The organism is Paenibacillus medicaginis (assembly GCF_042138635.1).
GTDB classification, from domain to species: Bacteria; Bacillota; Bacilli; order Paenibacillales; family Paenibacillaceae; genus Paenibacillus; species Paenibacillus medicaginis.
In genome coordinates, this window is sequence record NZ_JBHIRY010000005.1 from 74,747 (window position 1) to 94,295 (window position 19,549).

The 19,549-nt window shown below is 49.4% G+C and carries 14 protein-coding genes; 12 read left to right on the top strand and 2 right to left on the bottom strand.

The genetic code is table 11. The features are described 5' to 3' along the window. Positions 1-11: 11 nt before the first annotated feature. Positions 12-998 carry a hypothetical protein gene (locus ACE5LO_RS07275; RefSeq protein WP_375519367.1) on the top strand — a complete coding sequence of 329 codons (987 nt, stop codon included), beginning with the start codon at positions 12-14 and terminating at the stop codon, positions 996-998. 283 nt (positions 999-1,281) lie between these two features. Continuing rightward, positions 1,282-1,749 (top strand): DinB family protein, encoded by a 468-nt coding sequence (locus ACE5LO_RS07280; RefSeq protein ID WP_375519368.1) that lies wholly within the window; start codon positions 1,282-1,284, stop codon positions 1,747-1,749. A 78-nt stretch (positions 1,750-1,827) separates the two neighbouring features. On the opposite strand, the gene ACE5LO_RS07285 is transcribed toward ACE5LO_RS07280, so the two are convergent. After that, a complete protein-coding gene (locus ACE5LO_RS07285; protein WP_375519369.1) occupies positions 1,828-3,126 on the bottom strand; it encodes an alpha-glucosidase/alpha-galactosidase in 1,299 nt (432 codons plus the stop codon). A 177-nt stretch (positions 3,127-3,303) separates the two neighbouring features. On the opposite strand from ACE5LO_RS07285, the gene ACE5LO_RS07290 reads away from it, so the two are divergent. Genes ACE5LO_RS07290 through ACE5LO_RS07300 form a run of 3 tightly spaced genes read left to right on the top strand, consistent with a single transcriptional unit; the run spans position 3,304 to position 5,493 of the window. Continuing rightward, positions 3,304-4,155 carry an AraC family transcriptional regulator gene (locus tag ACE5LO_RS07290; protein ID WP_375519370.1) on the top strand — a complete coding sequence of 284 codons (852 nt, stop codon included), beginning with the start codon at positions 3,304-3,306 and terminating at the stop codon, positions 4,153-4,155. A 46-nt stretch (positions 4,156-4,201) separates the two neighbouring features. Continuing rightward, complete coding sequence (locus ACE5LO_RS07295) at positions 4,202-4,864, top strand: HAD family hydrolase (RefSeq protein ID WP_375519371.1); 663 nt, start codon at positions 4,202-4,204, stop codon at positions 4,862-4,864. A gap of 23 nt (positions 4,865-4,887) precedes the next feature. Beyond that, entirely contained in the window at positions 4,888-5,493 is a 606-nt protein-coding gene (locus ACE5LO_RS07300; RefSeq protein WP_375519372.1) for an HAD family hydrolase, read from the top strand. Between the two features lie 304 nt (positions 5,494-5,797). Here the strand turns inward: ACE5LO_RS07300 and ACE5LO_RS07305 are convergent, their stop codons facing one another. Further along, complete coding sequence (locus tag ACE5LO_RS07305) at positions 5,798-6,673, bottom strand: helix-turn-helix transcriptional regulator (protein ID WP_375519373.1); 876 nt, start codon at positions 6,671-6,673, stop codon at positions 5,798-5,800. Between the two features lie 249 nt (positions 6,674-6,922). On the opposite strand from ACE5LO_RS07305, the gene ACE5LO_RS07310 reads away from it, so the two are divergent. From ACE5LO_RS07310 to ACE5LO_RS07340, 7 genes are all read left to right on the top strand, one after another. Then, positions 6,923-8,866: a glycoside hydrolase family 127 protein gene (locus ACE5LO_RS07310; protein WP_375519374.1), complete on the top strand. Its 1,944-nt coding sequence runs from the start codon at positions 6,923-6,925 to the stop codon at positions 8,864-8,866. Next, positions 8,856-10,190, top strand: a complete 1,335-nt coding sequence (locus ACE5LO_RS07315; protein WP_375519375.1) for a glycoside-pentoside-hexuronide (GPH):cation symporter — start codon at positions 8,856-8,858, stop codon at positions 10,188-10,190. Before ACE5LO_RS07310 ends, ACE5LO_RS07315 begins: the two co-directional genes overlap by 11 nt. A 346-nt stretch (positions 10,191-10,536) precedes the next feature. Continuing rightward, positions 10,537-10,992, top strand: coding sequence for a hypothetical protein (locus ACE5LO_RS07320; RefSeq protein ID WP_375519376.1), 456 nt, complete (start codon positions 10,537-10,539; stop codon positions 10,990-10,992). A gap of 73 nt (positions 10,993-11,065) precedes the next feature. Continuing rightward, positions 11,066-11,509 (top strand): hypothetical protein, encoded by a 444-nt coding sequence (locus tag ACE5LO_RS07325; RefSeq protein ID WP_375519377.1) that lies wholly within the window; start codon positions 11,066-11,068, stop codon positions 11,507-11,509. Between the two features lie 353 nt (positions 11,510-11,862). Beyond that, the gene (locus ACE5LO_RS07330; RefSeq protein ID WP_375519378.1) at positions 11,863-15,882 is read left to right on the top strand and encodes a DUF5695 domain-containing protein; all 4,020 of its coding nucleotides are present in this window, start codon (positions 11,863-11,865) and stop codon (positions 15,880-15,882) included. Between the two features lie 133 nt (positions 15,883-16,015). After that, entirely contained in the window at positions 16,016-17,839 is a 1,824-nt protein-coding gene (locus ACE5LO_RS07335; RefSeq protein ID WP_375519379.1) for a cache domain-containing sensor histidine kinase, read from the top strand. A 16-nt stretch (positions 17,840-17,855) separates the two neighbouring features. Continuing rightward, a complete protein-coding gene (locus ACE5LO_RS07340) occupies positions 17,856-19,451 on the top strand; it encodes a response regulator (RefSeq protein ID WP_375519380.1) in 1,596 nt (531 codons plus the stop codon). The last annotated feature ends 98 nt before the right edge of the window (positions 19,452-19,549 follow it).

Sequence of the window (19,549 nt, forward strand, 5' to 3'; positions counted from 1 at the left end):
GGGGAATATGTGTGAGTGAAGAATTTTACTTAGATCTAATGGATGATACTATCAACGACACATCGTTTGAGAGACAGTTTGTTAATGTATTAAGTAGAACGACTGATATATATCATTCAAGCCTGTTTGATACATATGGAGAAGATAGACTATTTGATAATGGCTACCGAAGAAGAACCAAACATGAGGTGTATTCAGGTATCAAGAAATGTGAGCATATCGGCGTTATAATTAATGCGGAAATTGTGAATCTTCCGTATACTGTGATAAATGAACGGGGCAAGCCAGCAGAGACCGCTTTTACTGTTCGTAATCCTGAGCTTCACCGCAACATATATCTTGTGCCGGATCATACACCTACAAGAATTCTCAAAGATAAGGCCTATCATAATGCTGGATTAGAGGCCTTGTTTAAAGACCAAAAAATTACCCGGGATTGTCTTGATTCCTGGATTGGTGCGATGAGTGATCTTAATGTTGGTGAGCGAGTAGCAGCTTCTATAATTCATGAGTATGGGCATATATTAACGTACAGAGCGATGGACAATGAAGATATTGAGACTGCGATACAAATGTACGATTGGTTGGGTGATATGGGTTACCTTGACAATTGCTCGCACAGGATAGTACAATTCAGCAAAGATCCTTTATGGCAGATGAATGTTGCAGTTGAGCAACTTGCAGAGGATTTTCGAGTGAGTCAATATGTGAAAAAAGAGCAGGATGTTTGTCCTTTACCTAGTTGCCTAAGTTATCGACAGGATATAGCTAACCCAGAAAAGTATCTGGAGGGGGTTGAGATCATGACTAAATTATTAAATATTCAAGAGCAAATCAGAAAAAAGCAACAGAAGACATCTCTTGATAACATTCTTCCTTTCGGAGAAGCCAATAGGTCTGATAGTGTTATGAACCATTTTAGTCTTGGTGAGATAACGCCGTTAACTGAAGATGATAAGAAAAAGGCACGAGAAGAACTGACAAAAATGTTTGAATAAAAGATTGAGAGACTATATTTCCTGCTAACAATGTTGATTGTAGTGATAAATGTCTATTGATGAAAAAGAGACCTAGTGCGTCTCTTTTTTCTTATTGTCAGAAGAAAGCCATACGCTATGCGTATGGTTCGGGAGAGCTTCAAGCGATGTATAAAAAAAAATTCCTCCTAATGTTACTCTCTGCGGGTATTGAACACGAGCCAAAAAAGGTGGATAATGGTTTTGGCATACAAAAATGTACAACTTGAGGATCACGATTTCCAGACATGGGAGGAGAAAACGAATGTCAGACGTTTATGCTTTTCATTTAATGGCCAAAATCCGTCAAAGCATCCGGAAACAGTTGGAATCGCTTTCAGAAGACCAGCGTAATGTTGTTCCGGCAGGGTTTAACAACAGCATTCATTGGCAGCTTGGTCATATGGTTACTTTGGCGGATATGGTCATCTGCGGTATTGCAGGCAAACAGTTTTCACTCCCGGAAAGCTATAAAACCTTTTTTGCACCTGGAACGAAACCGGCCGACTGGACTGCAGAGCCGCCAGCCTGGGATGGGCTCCTGCAGTTATTTGATGAGCAGCCGTCCCGGCTTCGCGAGGATTTCGCGGCTATTCTGGATGAACCTGTTGCTCTGAAGGAGAATTTCGGTCAAGCCGAAACGATTGAAGAACTGGTTTATTTAAGCAATGTGCACGAGAGCTCTCATGCAGGCATGGTCAACGCCATGGTCAGAATTTTGAATAAGCAGTAGGGCAGCCTGCAGAAGACTTGTTGTCTGAAAACGAACAGAGGCGGCCGTTATGCGGCCAGCCTCTTTTTTACAGGCAGATTAGTGAAACTCGGGCAGCCAGTCCCCGTGCGCCGCAATCAGGTCATCACAGAGCGCAACGATATCATCCAGGGAAAGCTCTGCTGCCGTATGAGGGTCCAGCATGGCCGCATGATAGATATGCTCCTTTTTGCCAGTAATTGCAGCTTCAATCGTCAGTAGCTGGGTGTTGATATTCGTGCGATTAAGTGCGGCCAGCTGAGGTGGAAGGTCACCCACGTAAGTCGGGGTTACACCGCTTTTATCGACAAGGCACGGCACTTCCACACAAGCCTCTTGCGGCAGATTGGGGATCAGGCCCGTGTTCAGCACATTGCCCCCGATTTTGAAAGGAACACCCGTCTCGATCGCTTCAAAAATGTAAGATGCATATTCGTGTGAGCGGATATGCTCCAAATCCGCATTATTGACCAAATCCTCACGCATTTCCGTCCAGCGCTGGATTTGATTCACACAGCGGCGCGGGTACTCGTCCAGTGGAATGTTCAATGTCCCGATCAGCTCAGAATAACGCTGCTTGATAAAGTAAGGATGATACTCAGCCGTATGCTCGGAGGACTCGGTATTGTAATAGCCGAACTTCAGCAGCATTTCGTAACGCACCATATCGTGATGCTGCTCCTTCTGCTTCTCGGCCGCCCGGCGTTTGATTTCCGGGTACAGGTCTTTCCCGTCCTTCGTCACTTCCAGCAGCCATGCCATATGATTGATGCCGGCGATTTTGGACTGGACGCCGGTGGGGTCCAGCCCCAGATCCCTGAACAGATCCGGAATGCAGGCCTGCACGCTGTGGCAGAGGCCGACTGTATTTACACCACCTTGAGTATTCATGATCTGGGTCAGCACCGCCATCGGGTTGGTGTAGTTCAGGAACAGCGCGTTTGGACACACCTCGCGCATGTCGGCCGCAAAATCGAGCATCACCGGAATGGTGCGCAGATTGCGGAAGATCCCGCCGATGCTGACGGTGTCGGCAATCGTTTGCCGCAGGCCGTACTTTTTCGGAATCTCAAAGTCGGTAATCGTGCAGGGATCATAACCTCCGACCTGGATGGCGTTCACGACATATTTGGCTCCACGCAGCGCTTCTTTGCGGTCGGAATACGATTTTATGATGCAGGTGCTGCCGCTGCTCTGCTTCAAATTGTTCAGCATCCGTTCCGAGTCGGCCAGCCGCTGTGAATCGATATCAAATAAAGCAAGCTCGAAGCCCTGCAGCGCAGGGGTATGCATGCAGTCACCCAGCACATTTTTCGCAAATACAGTACTGCCTGCTCCGAGAAATGTAATTTTGGCCATGCTTGTTTCCTCCTCTTCAAAGGTATTCGCCGCTGTTTTTTATTGAGATAAAGCGCTCCCAAGCTGCTCCGCTCAAGCTATAATATAGAGAAAGTCCCCAGCGATGAGTATGGAAGAATACAAGAAGCATATGGACTTTTGTTGCAAGGGCAGATGGAACCGTAGGGGGGTAGCACATTGGATCACGAGGAGTTTACCGTTGGCATCAACCTGTCTCCCCGGGACAGGAGTCTGGCGGTGTTGTTCAGCGGGGAGGGCAAGCCTTACCCTGCTCACAAAATCGGCCCGGCTGTCCACAGCTATTATTTGATGCATACGGTATTAAGCGGAGAAGGAGTGTTTGAGTGCGGCGGACAGTCTCTCATTTGCCGTGAAGGGGATACCTTTATCATTTTCCCGGGTGTTCTGTTCAGCTATGAAGCGGATGCCAGTCAGCCTTGGCATTATATCTGGGCTGCGTTTCAAGGGGAAGCGGCGCATGATTTAATGGAGGATCTGGGTCTGACTCCCCGGCAACCAGTCATCCATAAAAGCTCAATCCGCGGATTAGTCGGCTTGTACCGGCGTATCCGGCGTTGCTTTGCGGATTCCAACGAACCGCGGCTGCAGGATCTGGAGGCGTCCGGCTGGCTGCGGCTACTGCTTCATCGTCTGGAAAAAGAGGGGAAGCATATCCCGCTCGGACGAGAGGATCTATCCGATATTGACCGTCAGGTCGAGCAAGCGATCCGCTGGATTACGCTGCAGTATCACCAGCCGATATCCATTGAAGGCATGGCCCAAAGCCTGGGTTATCACCGTGCCCATCTTTCCAAGGCTTTTAGACAGAAAACAGGGCGTTCCCCCAAGCAGTATTTAATGCAGGTTCGGCTGGAACAAGCCAAAACACTGCTCGAAGGAACGCTGACGGTAGAACAGGTAGCTTCATCGGTCGGTTTTAAGGATGCGCTGTATTTTTCCAAGCTTTTTCGCAAATGTACGGGCCTTTCTCCAACAGAATACCGGGGGCAAAATCGTATGAAGCGGTAATGCGGCTGGAGGATTGATTCATACCGTAAACAATCAGGAGGTTACTATGGATACCATTAAAGCTGTCGTATTTGATCTGGACAATACGCTTGTGGACCGCACGACCACGTTTACCAACTTTGCTCGCTCTTTTACCGATACATATTTTCAGCATATCGATTTCAGGGAAGGGCTGGTCAAAAGGATTATCGAATTGGATGAGGACGGGTATAAAGAAAAAAACGCCATGTTCAAGGAGCTGCTTACAGAGCTTCCATGGAGCAGTAAACCCGAACTAACCGAGCTGCTCCATTATTATGAGAAGAAGTATGTTGAACACGCACTGCTTATGGACGATGCAAAGGACGTATTGAGGTATACCAGTGAGAAATACAAAACTGGACTTATTACGAATGGGAAGACCTCCGTTCAATACGGGAAGTTGGATCGTCTGAAGCTGCGGAGCAGCTTTGATGTGATTGTAGTTTCGGAAGAGGCGGGCATTAAGAAGCCGGATTCACGTATTTTCGAAATCGCCGCAGAACAGCTGAACCTTAAGCCTGAAGAATGCGTGTATATTGGGGATCATCCCGTAAATGACATTGAGGGGGCTGCCGCTGCCGGGATGAAGACAATATGGCTGCAGGTAAGTCAGCCTTGGCGTGAAGGGCTGACGGTTACACCTATGCATTCAATTACCAGCTTGAAGCAGCTACTGGATCTATTATAATACCGTCGCAGGGAGGGACGCTTATGGTCAGGCTGCATCTGGTGCTCGATATTGCCGGGGTCATTGCGACGAATCTTTCACCCGTGTATTGGCAGGAGCTCGCAGAATATGCGGGATGCAGCGCACAGGAACTGAAGAAGAAGTTCAATCAGGAAATCCGGCAGTCCTTTTGGAGTGGAGAAACAGCGGTGGCAGATTATGAGCTCTGGCTTGCCCGGGAGTATCCAGCATTGGAAAAGTACGACTTGCCGCACCTGATTCACAAACATCTGAAGCTGTTGCCTGCCGCCGAACTGCTGCCCCAATGGAGCGATATCGCTGATATCCATCTGTTAAGCAATCATCGGACCGAGTGGGTGACGGAATTAATCCGTCCGTTGAAGCCATATGTGACAAGCATGCATATTTCGGATAAAACGGGATTTTGCAAGCCGGATCTACAAGCATTTGACCAGCTGCACAGACAACTGGGAGGCAGCCGACAAATAATCTATGTGGATGATCAGGAGAAGAATCTGGTACCGGCCAAAGAGTTGGGCTGGACCGCAGTTCTGGCAGACTCAGAGGGACAATGGACGGAGAGAGTCTCTTATCTGTTAAAGACATTTAACATAAGGAATCGGTGGTAGTAACATGGAAATAAAAGCGCGAAAATTCTAACGGTTGTGAGCAACGCTATTTGGGTAAAAACGGGGTGGTTACAACATGCAACGGTTACCAGCGAGCTTAAATCCCGTTTTTCCGGTGGTAAAGAACTATTTCGCCTAAATAAGCACAACCGTTAGAAAAGAAACCTTGTTTTTCTCAGCCGAGTAAACTCTGCGGCAACCGTTAGCAAAGAGATGCACTGGATAGACCGATCACTCGAGACACTCCCATTGGTCAAACACTTATTTCTAGATTTCCCCTAATGTGTGACCCACCCTTCTCCCTCTACTGGCTTGGCCTCCAATACTGCTGTCTGTAATTTTTCGGCGACACCCCGAATTTTTCCTTGAAGCATCTGGAGAAGTAGCTGGCCTGGGAGAACCCTGTTTCTTCCGTGATTTGTTGAATGGGCCAGTCGGTTTGCAGCAAAAGATTACGGCTCTGCTCGAGCCGGTAATCCATTAAATATTCAAGCGGTGTACGCTGAAAAGCGACTTTCATGCAGCGGGCCAGATAATTTTGATGCACGTGAAAATGGTCTTCCAAATCTTTATTGGTAACCGTGTTTTTGTAATTTTGCTTTAAATAGATTTCGATCTGCTCTGCCAGCTTGGCAGAGCTGTTTTTGCTGCTCTGATCATACTCCAGGCTGCTGAAAATATTAACGAAAGTTTGTTGAGTCTCCCAAAGCGCCAGCTTTCTGGGCTTTAAAGTGGAGGCTAACAAGTAGTCCAATTTGGCAAACAGCTCCTGCGGATTGACTACTTTTTGAAATTTGGGCAAATGAATGGTCGTATGCTCGGAATGAAAATGCAGCTCCGGAATGGGTGCGCTGGGTGTAATGAAGTTGGGTAAGACTTGTGTGCACCAGGTGCTGTTGGTTTGAAAGTGGAACCAGTAAAAGGAGGTTTGTTCTGAACAGGCTTCCATAGGAAAATGGTGCTTGTCCGGTTCCAGAATTAAAGCGAAATTTTCAGTAACCTGCCACGCCTGATCCTCCTCCCCGATATATAACCGCCCCTCCTTGACGATGATGACGTCGAAGTACCCGAGATTGTACCTGTTCGGATGCCAATCCCCTTTCTGGTATGTCGTAAAATTGCCCTCAATGAAATAAGGAAGCGGAGGGACGAGGAAGGATAAAAAATCTGTTTTGCTCATGCAAGCCAGCTCCTTTATGAGTGCATATTTACAGTCGGAATCGCAAGCCAATTGCCATTTGCAAAATGCAGGCAAGTGTGAAATCGTATAAGTTTTAGTTAAAGATGGCGATTTTTTTTGTGGATTCAGGTTGATAAAATAGGCACTGTGCAAGGAGAGCTCAGGTTAATCTGGTCGGTATGATGTTACTTTATCGTGATTTCACGGAAAATGAAAGCGTTCTATTATCAAGGAGGGAATGTTGGTTCAATGAAAACAGCAAAGCCAGTCAAGGGTGTCATCGTGGAGGATTCATTTTGGAAAAAGTACAAGCAGGTGGTAGCGGAAGAGGTCATTCCTTATCAATGGAAGGCATTGAATGATGAGTTGCCGGATGCAGAACCAAGCCATGCCATTGAAAACTTTAAAATTGCTGCCGGGGAATCAAGTGGTGAATATTATGGAACCGTATTCCAGGACAGTGATATTGCCAAATGGCTGGAGACGGTGGCCTTTAGTCTGAGGGATCATCCGAATCCGGCGCTTGAGGCGCAGGCGGATGAAGTGATTGAGCTGCTGGGAAGAGCCCAGGCTGAAGATGGATATCTGAATACTTACTATCTGTTGAAGGAGCCCGACAATCGCTGGACGAATCTAAGAGACAACCATGAGCTGTACTGTGCAGGACATTTTATAGAAGCGGCTGTAGCTTACTACGAAACGACAGGCAAAACCAAGCTTCTGCACATCATGGAAAAGTATGTGTCTCTTATTCAGCAGACGTTTGGCACAGAAGACGGAAAATTGAAAGGCTACCCGGGGCATGAGGAAATTGAACTGGCTTTAATCAAATTATACGGCGTGACCGGAAAGGCTCAATATCTGAAGCTGGCCCAATATTTTATCGAGCAACGTGGTCAGCAGCCCATTTATTTTGTGGAGGAGCAGGAAAAGAGAAGGCATATTCAAACAGCTCCTACCTGGAATGATGACAGCCACATCAATTTTGGCCTGGGCTTCGAATACCAGCAGGCGCACCGGCCGGTTCGTGAGCAAACGGAGGCTGTCGGCCATGCAGTCAGAGCGATGTATCTGTATATTGCGATGGCGGACTTGGCGGCGGCGACGGGAGATGCTTCCCTGCTGAAGAGCTGCGAAGCCCTTTGGGAAGATGTGACAAATCATAAAATGTACATTACCGGCGGGGTCGGCTCTGCCGTCAATGGGGAGGCTTTTACCTTCAGTTATGATCTGCCCAACGACAGTATGTACTGCGAAACCTGCGCCTCGGTGGGCCTGGTCTTCTGGGCCAATCGGATGCTGCGCTTAACACCTGATCGCAAATATGCCGATGTGCTGGAACGGGCGCTGTACAATGGAACGATCAGTGGAATGGATCTGGACGGCAAACGTTTTTTTTACGTCAATCCGCTGGAGGTCAATCCTTTCCAAGCGTCCAGAAAAGATCAGGGGCATGTCAAAACAGAGCGGCAAAAATGGTTCTTCTGCGCCTGCTGTCCACCCAATCTGGCACGAATGATCGCTTCAGTCGAAGATCATGTATATACCCAGACGGAGGACACCCTGTACACACACTTATATATTGCAGGTAAGGCCGACCTTGTGTTGTCCGGGCAAGAGGTTGAAATTACACAAGTTCATCGTTATCCATGGGATGCTGATTTAAGCTTTTCTGTCCATACGACAATGACAGCTTCCTTTAACTGGGCATTTCGAATCCCGGGTTGGTGCAAGCAAGCAGAGGTGAAGGTGAACGGGGAAGCCGTTTCATTAGATCACCTGGATAAAGGTTATGTTGTGCTTCAGCGCACCTGGGAGGATGGAGATGTGGTAACTCTGCATCTGGCTATGTCTGTGGAACGCATGCGGAGCCATCCGCTGGTTTCCATGAATCAACAGCAGGTAGCTCTTCAGCGCGGTCCGGTCGTGTACTGTCTGGAGGAAGTGGATAACGGGCCCAACCTGGCAGGATTAAGATTGCCTAAGTGCAGCCTGATCAGGGAGGAGTTCGATGCAGGCCTGCTGGGTGGAGTTGCCAAGTTGATCGCAGGGGGTTACCGGGTAAAAAGTCCTGCCGCATTATACAGCTCCGAGTCGCAGGAATGGATTCCTCAGACGATCACGGCCATCCCATATTACGCCTGGTGCAACCGGACCAAGGGAGAAATGCGTGTGTGGATATATGAATCCTAATTCAGTTCCTTTCCAACGCAAAATCAGTTATTCATTGACAGATACGGCTGGCAATTTGTTATACTGCGTCATTTCCAGCTATCTGCTGTATTTTTATACAGATGTTTTTGGGCTTTCCATGGGAATAGCCGGAACGCTGCTGTTTATTACCCGTTTGCTCGACGCCATCGATGCCCCGCTTTGGGGCATCCTGATTGACCGCACCAAATCCAAATACGGCCAGAGTCGACCTTATTTTCTATGGTTAGCGATCCCGTTTGCGGTATTCATGGTCCTGACGTTTACGACACCTGATTTGAGCGGCACTTCCAAAATCGCTTATGCTGCTGTTACTTACATCATTGCGGGCATTCTGTATACGGGCATCAGCACCCCAATAACGTCCATTTTGCCGAATCTGAGCACCGATTCCAATGAGCGTGTTGTCCTGAACTCCTTCCGCATGGTCGGGGGCAATGTGGGCTTTTTCATAGCTACGACGTTTACACTGCCACTCGTAACGCTCTTTGGACAAGGCAATGATCAAAAAGGATTCACGTTCACACTCTCTTTATTTGGCGTAATGGCTGTCATCATGTTTTTCATCGCTTTTACCAACTTGCGAGAACATGCGGCCGTTAAAGCCAAACCCGTGCCCATTGCCAAAAGCTTTGCCGCAGTCAAACGTAACTGGCCCTGGATGCTCGTTGTCACCGCCAACCTGTGCTACTGGATCGGTCTGAATATTCGTTCATCAACACTTGTCTACTATTTGCAGTACAATCTGAACAGTAAGGAATTGGTGCCCTTAATCAATGGTTTGACCTCTTTACAGTTAATCTCGATGGTGCTGATTCCGTTGTTTGCTGTGAAAATGGGTAAACATAAGATCATGATCATCGGGTTGATTTTGGCTGCATTGGGACAAGTTGTGATTTTAACGGGAAGCGCGAATCTGACCCTGATTATCACAGGTTGGATCATAGGGGCATTGGGTTCCGGTTTTGCATGTTCCATGCCATTTGCGATGCTGTCCGATACGGTAGATTACGGGGAGTGGAAAAATGGCATCCGGGCCAGCGGATTTCTGACCTCTATAGGAAGCGCCTTCTGTATCAAAGCGGGTAGCGGAATTGGCGGATTATTGCCAGCGTGGGTGATGGATCGGACAGGTTATATTGCCGGGGGTGTGCAAACGCCTGCCGCGTTGTCCGGCATTCAGTTCAGTTTTATCTGGCTGCCGTTTATCATTTTCCTGGTTGGCATCATTCCTATGTTTTTCTATAAGAGGTTCGAACGGAATGAGGCTTTCATTCAACAGGATTTAATGGCGAGAAGAGTATAATATTCTTTTAACAATGTATTAAACATATATTAATTGTTGTGAAATGGAGCGAAAGAGAGTGTCCCGGAAGGTCTTTGACTGCTCCTCCCTAAAATTAATAAATATAGTCTATAAGAACTAGGGATAATTTTCTATATTTATTTACAAAATAGTCCAAATGGCGCATATTGAGGTTAACCATGCGGACACGCCGTTGTGTAAACTCGGTAGCGCCGCTGAAAAGGGGTTCTGCTAGCAAAGCTGCGGCGTCTTTTTTTATTTCTACAAGACTAATCGCCAAATAATACTGTTACTTAGTTTATAATGTAGTTATAATAAATTTGATAGTAAACGGAGATGGTTTATAATGACGCTCGCATTTGATTTTGATTATGATGTATCTTACATAATATTGTGTGAGGAAGTATCACGAACAAGTGCGGATAACATAATGATATATAAACCCTTCATCGATCGGACTGTTTCGTCATTACCTGCTAAATTTAGTTTTTCAATAGTTGCTGCAGTTGCGGTTGGAAATAACAGAGATTTAAAAGAATCATACATAAGAATTTTTAATAAGGCTAATGAAGTGCTATGGGAAATCGATCTTATGAAGAGTCACTTGGATGGTGACGAGCTGTATGATGAAGATAGAATACAACGGCGTAACAGTTCTTTTACGTATGAAATAGGATTAACACCTGATGTTCCTGTTACCTTCAATGAAGAAGGGCTTTATAGAGCAGTTATTGAACTGAATGGAAAAGTGCTTGGGAAAACATTCTTCTATCTTAAAGTTGGTGATGAATATGCAGAGTGAGAAAACACATATTCTTCAACGGTCATCTAATTTCTCTAAAGTTGCTTACATACAGGACAGATCTTCAGGGAGGATGAAAAGCAAAACGGACGTTAATACAGAAGGAGTAGGTGGTCATGCGTTCAGGGAATATGCAGCTACTTCGGAATATTCTGGAGGAGGAGGCGGCGGAGGGATGGACGATATTCTTAGAAGGTTAGATAAGCTTGAGAGTCAGTTGGAAAGTAAGGTATCAAAAAGCGATTTGGAAATTTTGGACATGAAACTTCAACTTAACAGTGCCAATCAAACAGCAGACTTAAAATCATTTATATCTACTGAATTAGCCAAGCTACCTACTGAAGATCGGGTCAAATCAATAATTGATGATAAGGCCAAAGCCCTTGATTTAGCCACTAAAACATACGTAAAGGAAAAGACCACCAGCCTTCATAATAAGCTGATTCTTTGGATCATAGGTAGTGGAATTACAATTTCGGGATTAGCTATAACGACATATCGAGTTCTCTTTAAATAATTCCCAAAAATAATAAAATTTCAAAAGCTCATTCCCACTCGAACCATAAATAGGAATGAGCTTTTTTTGCATACTTAAAATCACGGAGAACGAAACGAGTGGTAAGTGTGAGCAGATAATAGCAGAAGAAGCGAAAAACCAGTAACCACACAGGAAACAGCAAAGGAGGTGCCTGCAAAGGTTGAAATTCTGCATAAACCGGTTGAAACTGTTTATTCTCCCCATGGGACATGCTATGTACAATGATTGTGAAGCGCTTACATTCTCGATAAAGGAGGTTGCGGCGTTATGATGAGACTGCAGGTGACAGGCAAGCAAACGAGGGATTTCGATTCCGGAAGGGGGCCATGTGTATGAAATGGAAAATGATTCTGACGGCTTTTTTCGTTTTAACGGCAGCGTCCATGTGCTTGAAGATGCAGACGGCAGCGGCTTATGAGCTGGCTAATGACAAGCTGACGATTCAGACCGGTCAGCATGGCGAAATTTCATCCATTCGGATCAAGGGAGACGCTTTCCCGACAGAATACGTGATGAACGCCACGGTATCCCCGGAGCAGAACACCGCAGATCATCAATGGCTGGGCGAGCTGATGTTCACGTACAGACTGGACGGGGGCAGTTGGACCAAGGCGTGGACGAACAAGTCGGCAGATGTGCGCAAGATTACGAGCAGTGGCAATCTTGTTACCGTCACGTACGAGAATTCGGGCAATGCGGAAGGCATACGCAATTTTAAAGTGATTGAGACGTATTCGGCGGAGCCGGATGGTTCGGTGCGGTGGAATATCGAGGTGCAGAATACGAGTGGCAAAAAGTTGGAAATTGGCGATTTTGGTCTGCCGCTGCCCTTCAATGAGCAGTGGACCTATGGGGACGCGATTTACGAAACGAGAGTTGTGACCCATTCCTTTGTCGGCAATAACGGCTCCTATGTTACAGCAGGCCGCCCGAGTGGTGTTGGATCTTACCTGATGATGATCCCGGATGCCGCGACAGGCGCAGGTTTTGAGTATCAGGATCGCTGGCGGGATGAGGAGCATCCGGGCAGTAAGTGGGCCTGGAATCCGGCAAATGAAGGCAAATGGATCGAGGGGCTGAATGTTTTTTATATTCATTCCAATGTCATCAAGTCTACCAACCGCGGTTATTTGCCGAACACGAGCCTGACCCTGAATGCTGGTGAAAACCGCAATTATGGCTTCAAGTTCCTGGCGGTGAAGGAGGAGCAGGACATGAAAAACAAGCTGTACGAGGAAAATTTGCTCGATGTCACCGTTGTGCCGGGCATGATTGTGCCTACGAATCAGAAGGCCAAGGTGGACCTGCGCACCAAGCAGGCGATTAACAAGGTGACTTACCCGGATGGAACTGTCATTCCGCTGACGGAAAGCAAGGCTGGCGGGCATAACATTTATGAGCTGCAGCTCACCAAGCTGGGGCCGAACAACATTACGGTGGAATACGGAAATGGCAGCAAAACGGTGCTACAGTTCTACGCCATCGAGCCAGTGGATCAGGCTCTGCAGCGGCACTCTACTTTTATGGTCGAGAAGACGCAGTGGAACGTGCCAGGGGATCTGCGCGACAAGGTGTTTGACGATTGGATGATGAATACCAAATCCAAACGTAATGTTTTTAACGGCTACTGGGGCTGGGGGGATGATTGGGGTCTGACCCACGGACAGTTCCTGGCCGAGAAAAATGTACTGACTCCGGTTGCCAGAGAAGTGCAGGCGGTGGACGATTATTTGGAGACAGCCATTTGGACGAATCTGATGAACGGGCATCATGAGGATTATTTAATCCATGACTTCCTGATGCCAGAGCCGAACGATACACCGACCTATCGCGGATATGCGTATCCGCACGTATACAACACCTATTTCAGCATGTACAAGATTGCGAAGGAGTACCCGAATCTTGTGACTTACAAGCATCCGAAGGAAACGTATTTGCTGCGGGCGTATAACATCTTCAAAGCCTTGTATGAAGGGCCAGTCGCGTACAACTGGGAAACAGGTCTGATGGGCGAGCTGACCACACCAGATATCATTCAGGCGCTTGAAGAAGAGGGTTTCGTGGATGAGGCAAGTGATCTCAAGGAAAAAATGGACCGCAAATTCAACAATTTCAAAAATACGAAATATCCTTACGGTTCTGAATACAGCTACGATAATACAGGCGAAGAGGCAGTATATACGCTGGCTAAAATGAAAGCGAATGCAGGGGAAGAGGAAAGCAAATCGCTGGAAATGATGGGCAAAATCAATGCCAAAACGCGTGCGTCTCGCGGCCATATGCCTGTATGGTATTATTATGCCGATCCGGTCACGATTACCGGGGAGAACTGGTTTAACTTCCAATATACGACCTCGCTGGCAGGTTACGCGATGGATGACTGGATCCGCTACCATGAGAGCAATCGCCGTGAGGAACAACAGCGTTTGTCCTATGCGGCCAAGATTGCCAACGTCGGGGCGATTAACTCCGGACAAATCAGCTCAGACCCGGCGAACATCGGGGCGGTTGCCTGGACGTATCAAGCGGAAAAGGGCAATAACGGAACAAACGGCACCGGCGGCGGCAGAAATATTCCGCTCCTGAATGGCTGGCGCGGTATGAGCGGCGAGGCGGATCTCGGTTTGTTCGGTGCGCTGCACACGCTGAGCGCAGATGTCGCGGTTGATCCGATTTTTGGATTGACAGGTTACGGTGCAGAGGTGAGCGAAAGCGGTGATGTATACACGGTCAAGCCGCTGGACGGGCTGTACAAACGGATTAATCTGATTACGGAAAAGCTGTACATGGAGCTGAGCAAGGATCAATTTACCGAAGCCAAGCTATCCGCATCCAAGGACTATGTATGGTTCCAATTGAAGAACCAAACGGGTCAAGCTCACACCACGTATGTTACCTTCGAGGGCTTGGAGAAAGGCACGTACCTGGTGAAGGTGAACGGTCAAACGAAAGGGAAATTTAACGCATATGCGCCAGTCAACAAGCTTAAATTGGAGATCGGTACGGCTGCTTCCTACACGGTGGAACTGACACCGACCACACCTGACCCGAACCAGGCTCCGGCCGTCAATGCCGGCCAGGATTTCACAGTGAAGTTGCCTGATCCAGTCGTTCTGAAAGGCACAGCCGAGGATGACGGGCTTCCGCAAGGCAAGGTGACCAGCGAGTGGAGTCTTGTTGATGGACCGCAGGGCGCGAATGTCACCTTCGCCAGCAAAACCTCACTGCGCACAAAGGTGAACGTATCCGCGCCGGGAACGTATCAGTTCAAGCTGACCGCCAATGACTCTTTACTGTCTGCAGAAGACATCGTCAGTGTGGTGGTTGAGTCGGCGGCACCGCTGCCTGAGCAGCTTGCGCTATACAAGCTTGACGAAACAAGCGGCACGGTAGCCGCAGATTCCTCGGGCAGCGGCAACGCCGCCTCTGTGAAGGGAACGGCCGCATGGGCTGCGGGAATCAAAGGCAACGCTGTCAGCCTGAACGGCAGAGACAGCTATGTGCAGCTTCCGGCAGGCATCGTGAGCCGGGCGCAGCAATTGACCGTATCCGGCTGGGTCAAGGCTAGTAGCCTTAGCGATTATATGCGGATTTTTGACTTCGGCTCCGGCACGAATGAATACATGTTCCTGACCCCCAAAGCCGGGAACCGGATGCTGTTTGCCATAACGGTCAATGGCAACGGGGCAGGGCAGGAACAAACGATCACCGGCCCTGTGCTGCCGACAGGGGTATGGAAGCATGTCGCAGTCACGCTGAACGGCTCCACAGGAATTTTGTACGTGGACGGCCGGGAGGTGGGGCGTAATACCAGCATGACCTTGAATCCGACCAGTCTGGGTCAGACCAAAAACAACTATATCGGCAAATCTCAATACCCTGACCCGTACCTCAACGGTCTGGTGGATGATTTCCGCATCTACAGCCGTGCATTGAGTGCAGCCGAGGTGCAGGGGCTGGCCACCGCGACCGCACAGAGCCTGCTGCCGATGGGAGATATCACGGCTCTGAAGGAAGTAAGTGTAACAACCTCTGCAGGTATCAAGCCGGAGCTTCCGAGCGTGGTGGAGGCTACGTATGGAGAAGGAGAAGGCTCCAGCAAATGGGTGGATGTGCAATGGGAGGATATAGATCCAGCACTCTACGCTGCTCCCGGATCATTTGAAGTGAAGGGCACGGTAGAAGGCACCCTGTTGCAGGCCATAGCGAGGGTAACCGTTATTGAAGCGGGGGCAGAGGTTCAGATGGAAAGCCCGGATAACGAGCTGAATTTGGCAGCCCCGGTCCCCCCGGTGACATCTGATTTACCGGTTTCGCCCATCAGTTCTGGCAAGTCAGCAGGAAATCCCTGATCGGGAGAGGAAATATTAAATAGCTGTGATTAACGTTGCCCGTCGTCACTCTTTTCCCGCAAAGGAAAGCGTGGCGGCGGGTATCCTTGTATTTTAGCAACATGACTTCCATGATGTGTAAGGAGGAGGATGTATGGGGGAAAAGGGTCGTATCAGGTTCACCGGAGTTCCCACCATTCGCGGAAAGATTATTGTCCTGACACTGGTGCTTACCGTCGTTCCGATGGCGGTGCTGACGTTTACTTTTTCCCGGATCGCGGCTCATTCCCTTGGCGAGAAGTCGGAGGCGCTGGCTATGCAATCCTGGAAAATGAGTGTGAATTATGTGAATTCGACCCTTTCCGATTTGAATGATCTGACCAATGCCGTTCTGAGCAATCCTGATGTGCAGGTTACGCTGGACAGCAAACCGGAGGACGACTATGCCTACTTGCGGAATGATGAAACGCTTAGCATGGTTGTCCGGGCGCAGACCCAGAGCAAGCCGTATATCATATCCTCGCTTATTTATGCCGCCAATGGCGGGCCGAGGCATTTTCTCTATCAGGGGAATGTGTCGGTCCGTTTTGGCGGTATTCCTACATTAAATGAAGCCCACGAATTGTATCGCCGCTTGCTCACGGAGCAGCCCATGATCTGGATGACTCATTCACCGTTCGCATCAGGGCGCAGGCTGCCGGAGGATCGCATCTATGTCGGCAAGCTGCTGCGAAAAACGACCGGAGATTATGCACCGCTCGGGTTTCTGCTGCTGGAAATGGACAAGGAGAGCTTGTTCCGGGGACTTTCTTTCCATGAAGCAGACAGCAATATGCAGATGTGGGTGCTGGATCAGAAGGGGCAAGCCGTGTACGGCTTGCCGGAGCAAGGAGCGGCTGACCGGCAGCTTTTGCGGCAGATTGCGGAATCCGCTGCAGACCGGCCTGAACTGGCCAAGGATTGGCGGACATGGAACGGGCGGCAAACGATGATCTCCTATGGCTCATTAAATGAAGGACAATGGACGCTGCTGCAAACCGTCGATGCCTCTGTGCTGTTTGAGGATGCGCGCAAGGTAGGTGTCTGGACCATCTGGACGTTCTGGATTGCGTTGGCACTGGGCTGGTTTCTCTCTTATCGCATGAGTGATACCATTTACCGTCCTTTGCTGCAGCTCAGGCGATTAATGGCGGCGGATGGGGGGATAAGCGCCATAGACCCCTCCGTCCCAAGGCCCCCCGCTCCGATGGTTTTTAACCCAAAGGATGAAGTGGGACAGATCGGGGAGCGTTATCTTCATATGCTGCAAAAAAATCATGAGCTGTACGGGCAAGTGTATGAAGCCATGCTGTCCCGCAAGCAGGCGGAGTTCCGGGCGCTGCAGGCGCAGATTAACCCGCATTTTTTGTACAACACGCTGGAGTCGCTCAAGGGTATGGCGCTTGCGAAGGGAGAAGGGGATATGGCGGAGGTCATCGGAGCTTTTGGCAAATGCTTTCGCATCTCCTTAAGCTACGGACGGGAGGAAATCAGCCTGGGGCAGGAGGTAGAGCATGTAAGCGCCTATGTGAAGGTACAGCAGTTCAGGTTTCACAATTCGTTTGCATGGATTTGCGAAGTGGAGGAAGAAATCTGCGGCTTTTACGTCCCCAAGCTTATTTTGCAGCCGCTTGTAGAAAATGCCATTTACCACGCCTTCAAAGGCCGTACCGATCCCGGCTATATCATGTTATCCGGTACAAAGGAAGGGGGGGCGTTACGATTAACGGTCAGTGATGATGGGCACGGGATGGCCGCAGAACGTCTGGAGAAGATCAGGAAATCCCTTGAATCCGGGCAGGGCAGTGCCCAGGGCTTTGGGCTGCGCAATGTACATGAGCGTTTGCGGCATTATGGTCCGCAGTATGGACTGTCTGTGACGAGCGAGCCTGGGTATTATACCTCGGTGACTCTGCTTGCGCCGATTCGGTCTGAATAAAGAGAGGAGAGATGGCATGTACCGGCTGCTGATTGTGGACGACGAATACCATATTCGGGAAGGGCTCAAGCGCATGGTGGCACAAAGCGGGCTATCCATAAAAGTAAGTGCCATGGCGGGTGACGGTGAGACTGCATTACGCTTGTATGCGGAGCGGCGACCGGACATGATATTGCTGGATATTCATTTGCCGGATGCAAGCGGGTTGGAGGTGGCCCGGGCCATTCGGGAAAAGGATCTGCATACGCCTCTGTTATTTCTGACAGGGTACGAATCCGTGCCCTATATTCGCCAGGCGCTATCGCTGCAGGCGACCGACTATCTGCTCAAACCCGTAACGAGGGAGGAATTTGAAGCAGCCTTGAGAAGGGCCGGGGAGCGGATTGCCGAATCACGCAGAGGGGGAGAGGAGGCCATTTACCGCCAGCGCTCATCTGAGCCATGGTACAGGGAGCATCTGCTGCTGGATCTGCTGCAGCAGCGGCGTCCGGCCGAGGCGGTGATTGGCGAGATGGAGAGGCTGAATTTCTTCGGTGAGAGCGGCAGTCTGCCTTATATCGTACTTTGCTGCGAACTGGAGGAACCCTCTCAGGAGGCAGCGGCTTCTGCAGGTGAGCTGCATGGCGGCAAAAATCACAGTGGTTCTATCTTCACTGGACTGACTTGGAGCGACATCACTGCTGAAGCTGGTGTAAAGACATACGGAGCCGCGGTGTCCCGGAATCGGCGTATCGTGCTGCTGTCGGCAGCATCCAGCCGCGCGGTGGAGCGGACGGCGCAGCACATCCGGCAGGCGGTACAGCAGCGGCTGAGCCAGGCGGTCTCCATCGGGATCAGCCGCCCGGTGCAGCGGCTGGAGCAGCTCCCGGAAGCATATGAGGAGGCTGTATTGGCTGCAGAGCACCGGGCCTGGGTCGGCTATAACCAGATCATCCCTTTTGCGAGCATTCAGACCCATGCATTGGACAGCAGCGGTTTGCTGGAGAAGGAGCTGCTGATGATTACGGAGCTGCGGGCTGGCAATGATGCCGCTGTACATGCGATTTTACAGGAATGGTCGCTGCAATTGGCCGGGCTGCCTGTGAAGCAGGTGAAGATGATCCTCACTCAGTTGATGCTGCTCGTCATGCGTGTCGTTCACAGCGACGCATCGGTTCGTCAGGAGGCGGCGCAGGAGCAGGACCCGCTGCTGGAGCTGTCGCGTTTACGGCATGGACCCGAGATGATCGACTATGTGTTTCGTTATTTTATCCGGATGGCCCGCCATATCCGGGCAGCGCGCGAGCAAGGGATTCCGCGCAAATTTCAACAGGCCCGGCAATGGATTCGCGAGCATCTGCAGGAGGACGGCGGTCTGAACAGTCTTGCGGCTTATATGAATATGAGCCCCAAATATTTGAGCGTCCGTTTCAAGCAGGTTACAGGGGAAAGCTTTGCGGATTATCAGACCCGCGCTCGTTTTGAGCGTGCCCGCGAGCTGCTGCTGGACCCGAAGCGCAAGGTGGCGGAGGTGGCGGAACTTGTGGGATTTGCGGATACGAATTATTTTAGCATCGCCTTCAAAAAGCACACCGGACTAACGCCCACAGAGTTCCGTAAAACATTTTTGTGAAATGTTAAATTTCTGTTAAAAAAATCATACCAAAACAAAGAAAGTCTGGACTTGTCGCGTGGTCGGCACTGGGCTCTCCGCGCATAATGAACATATAA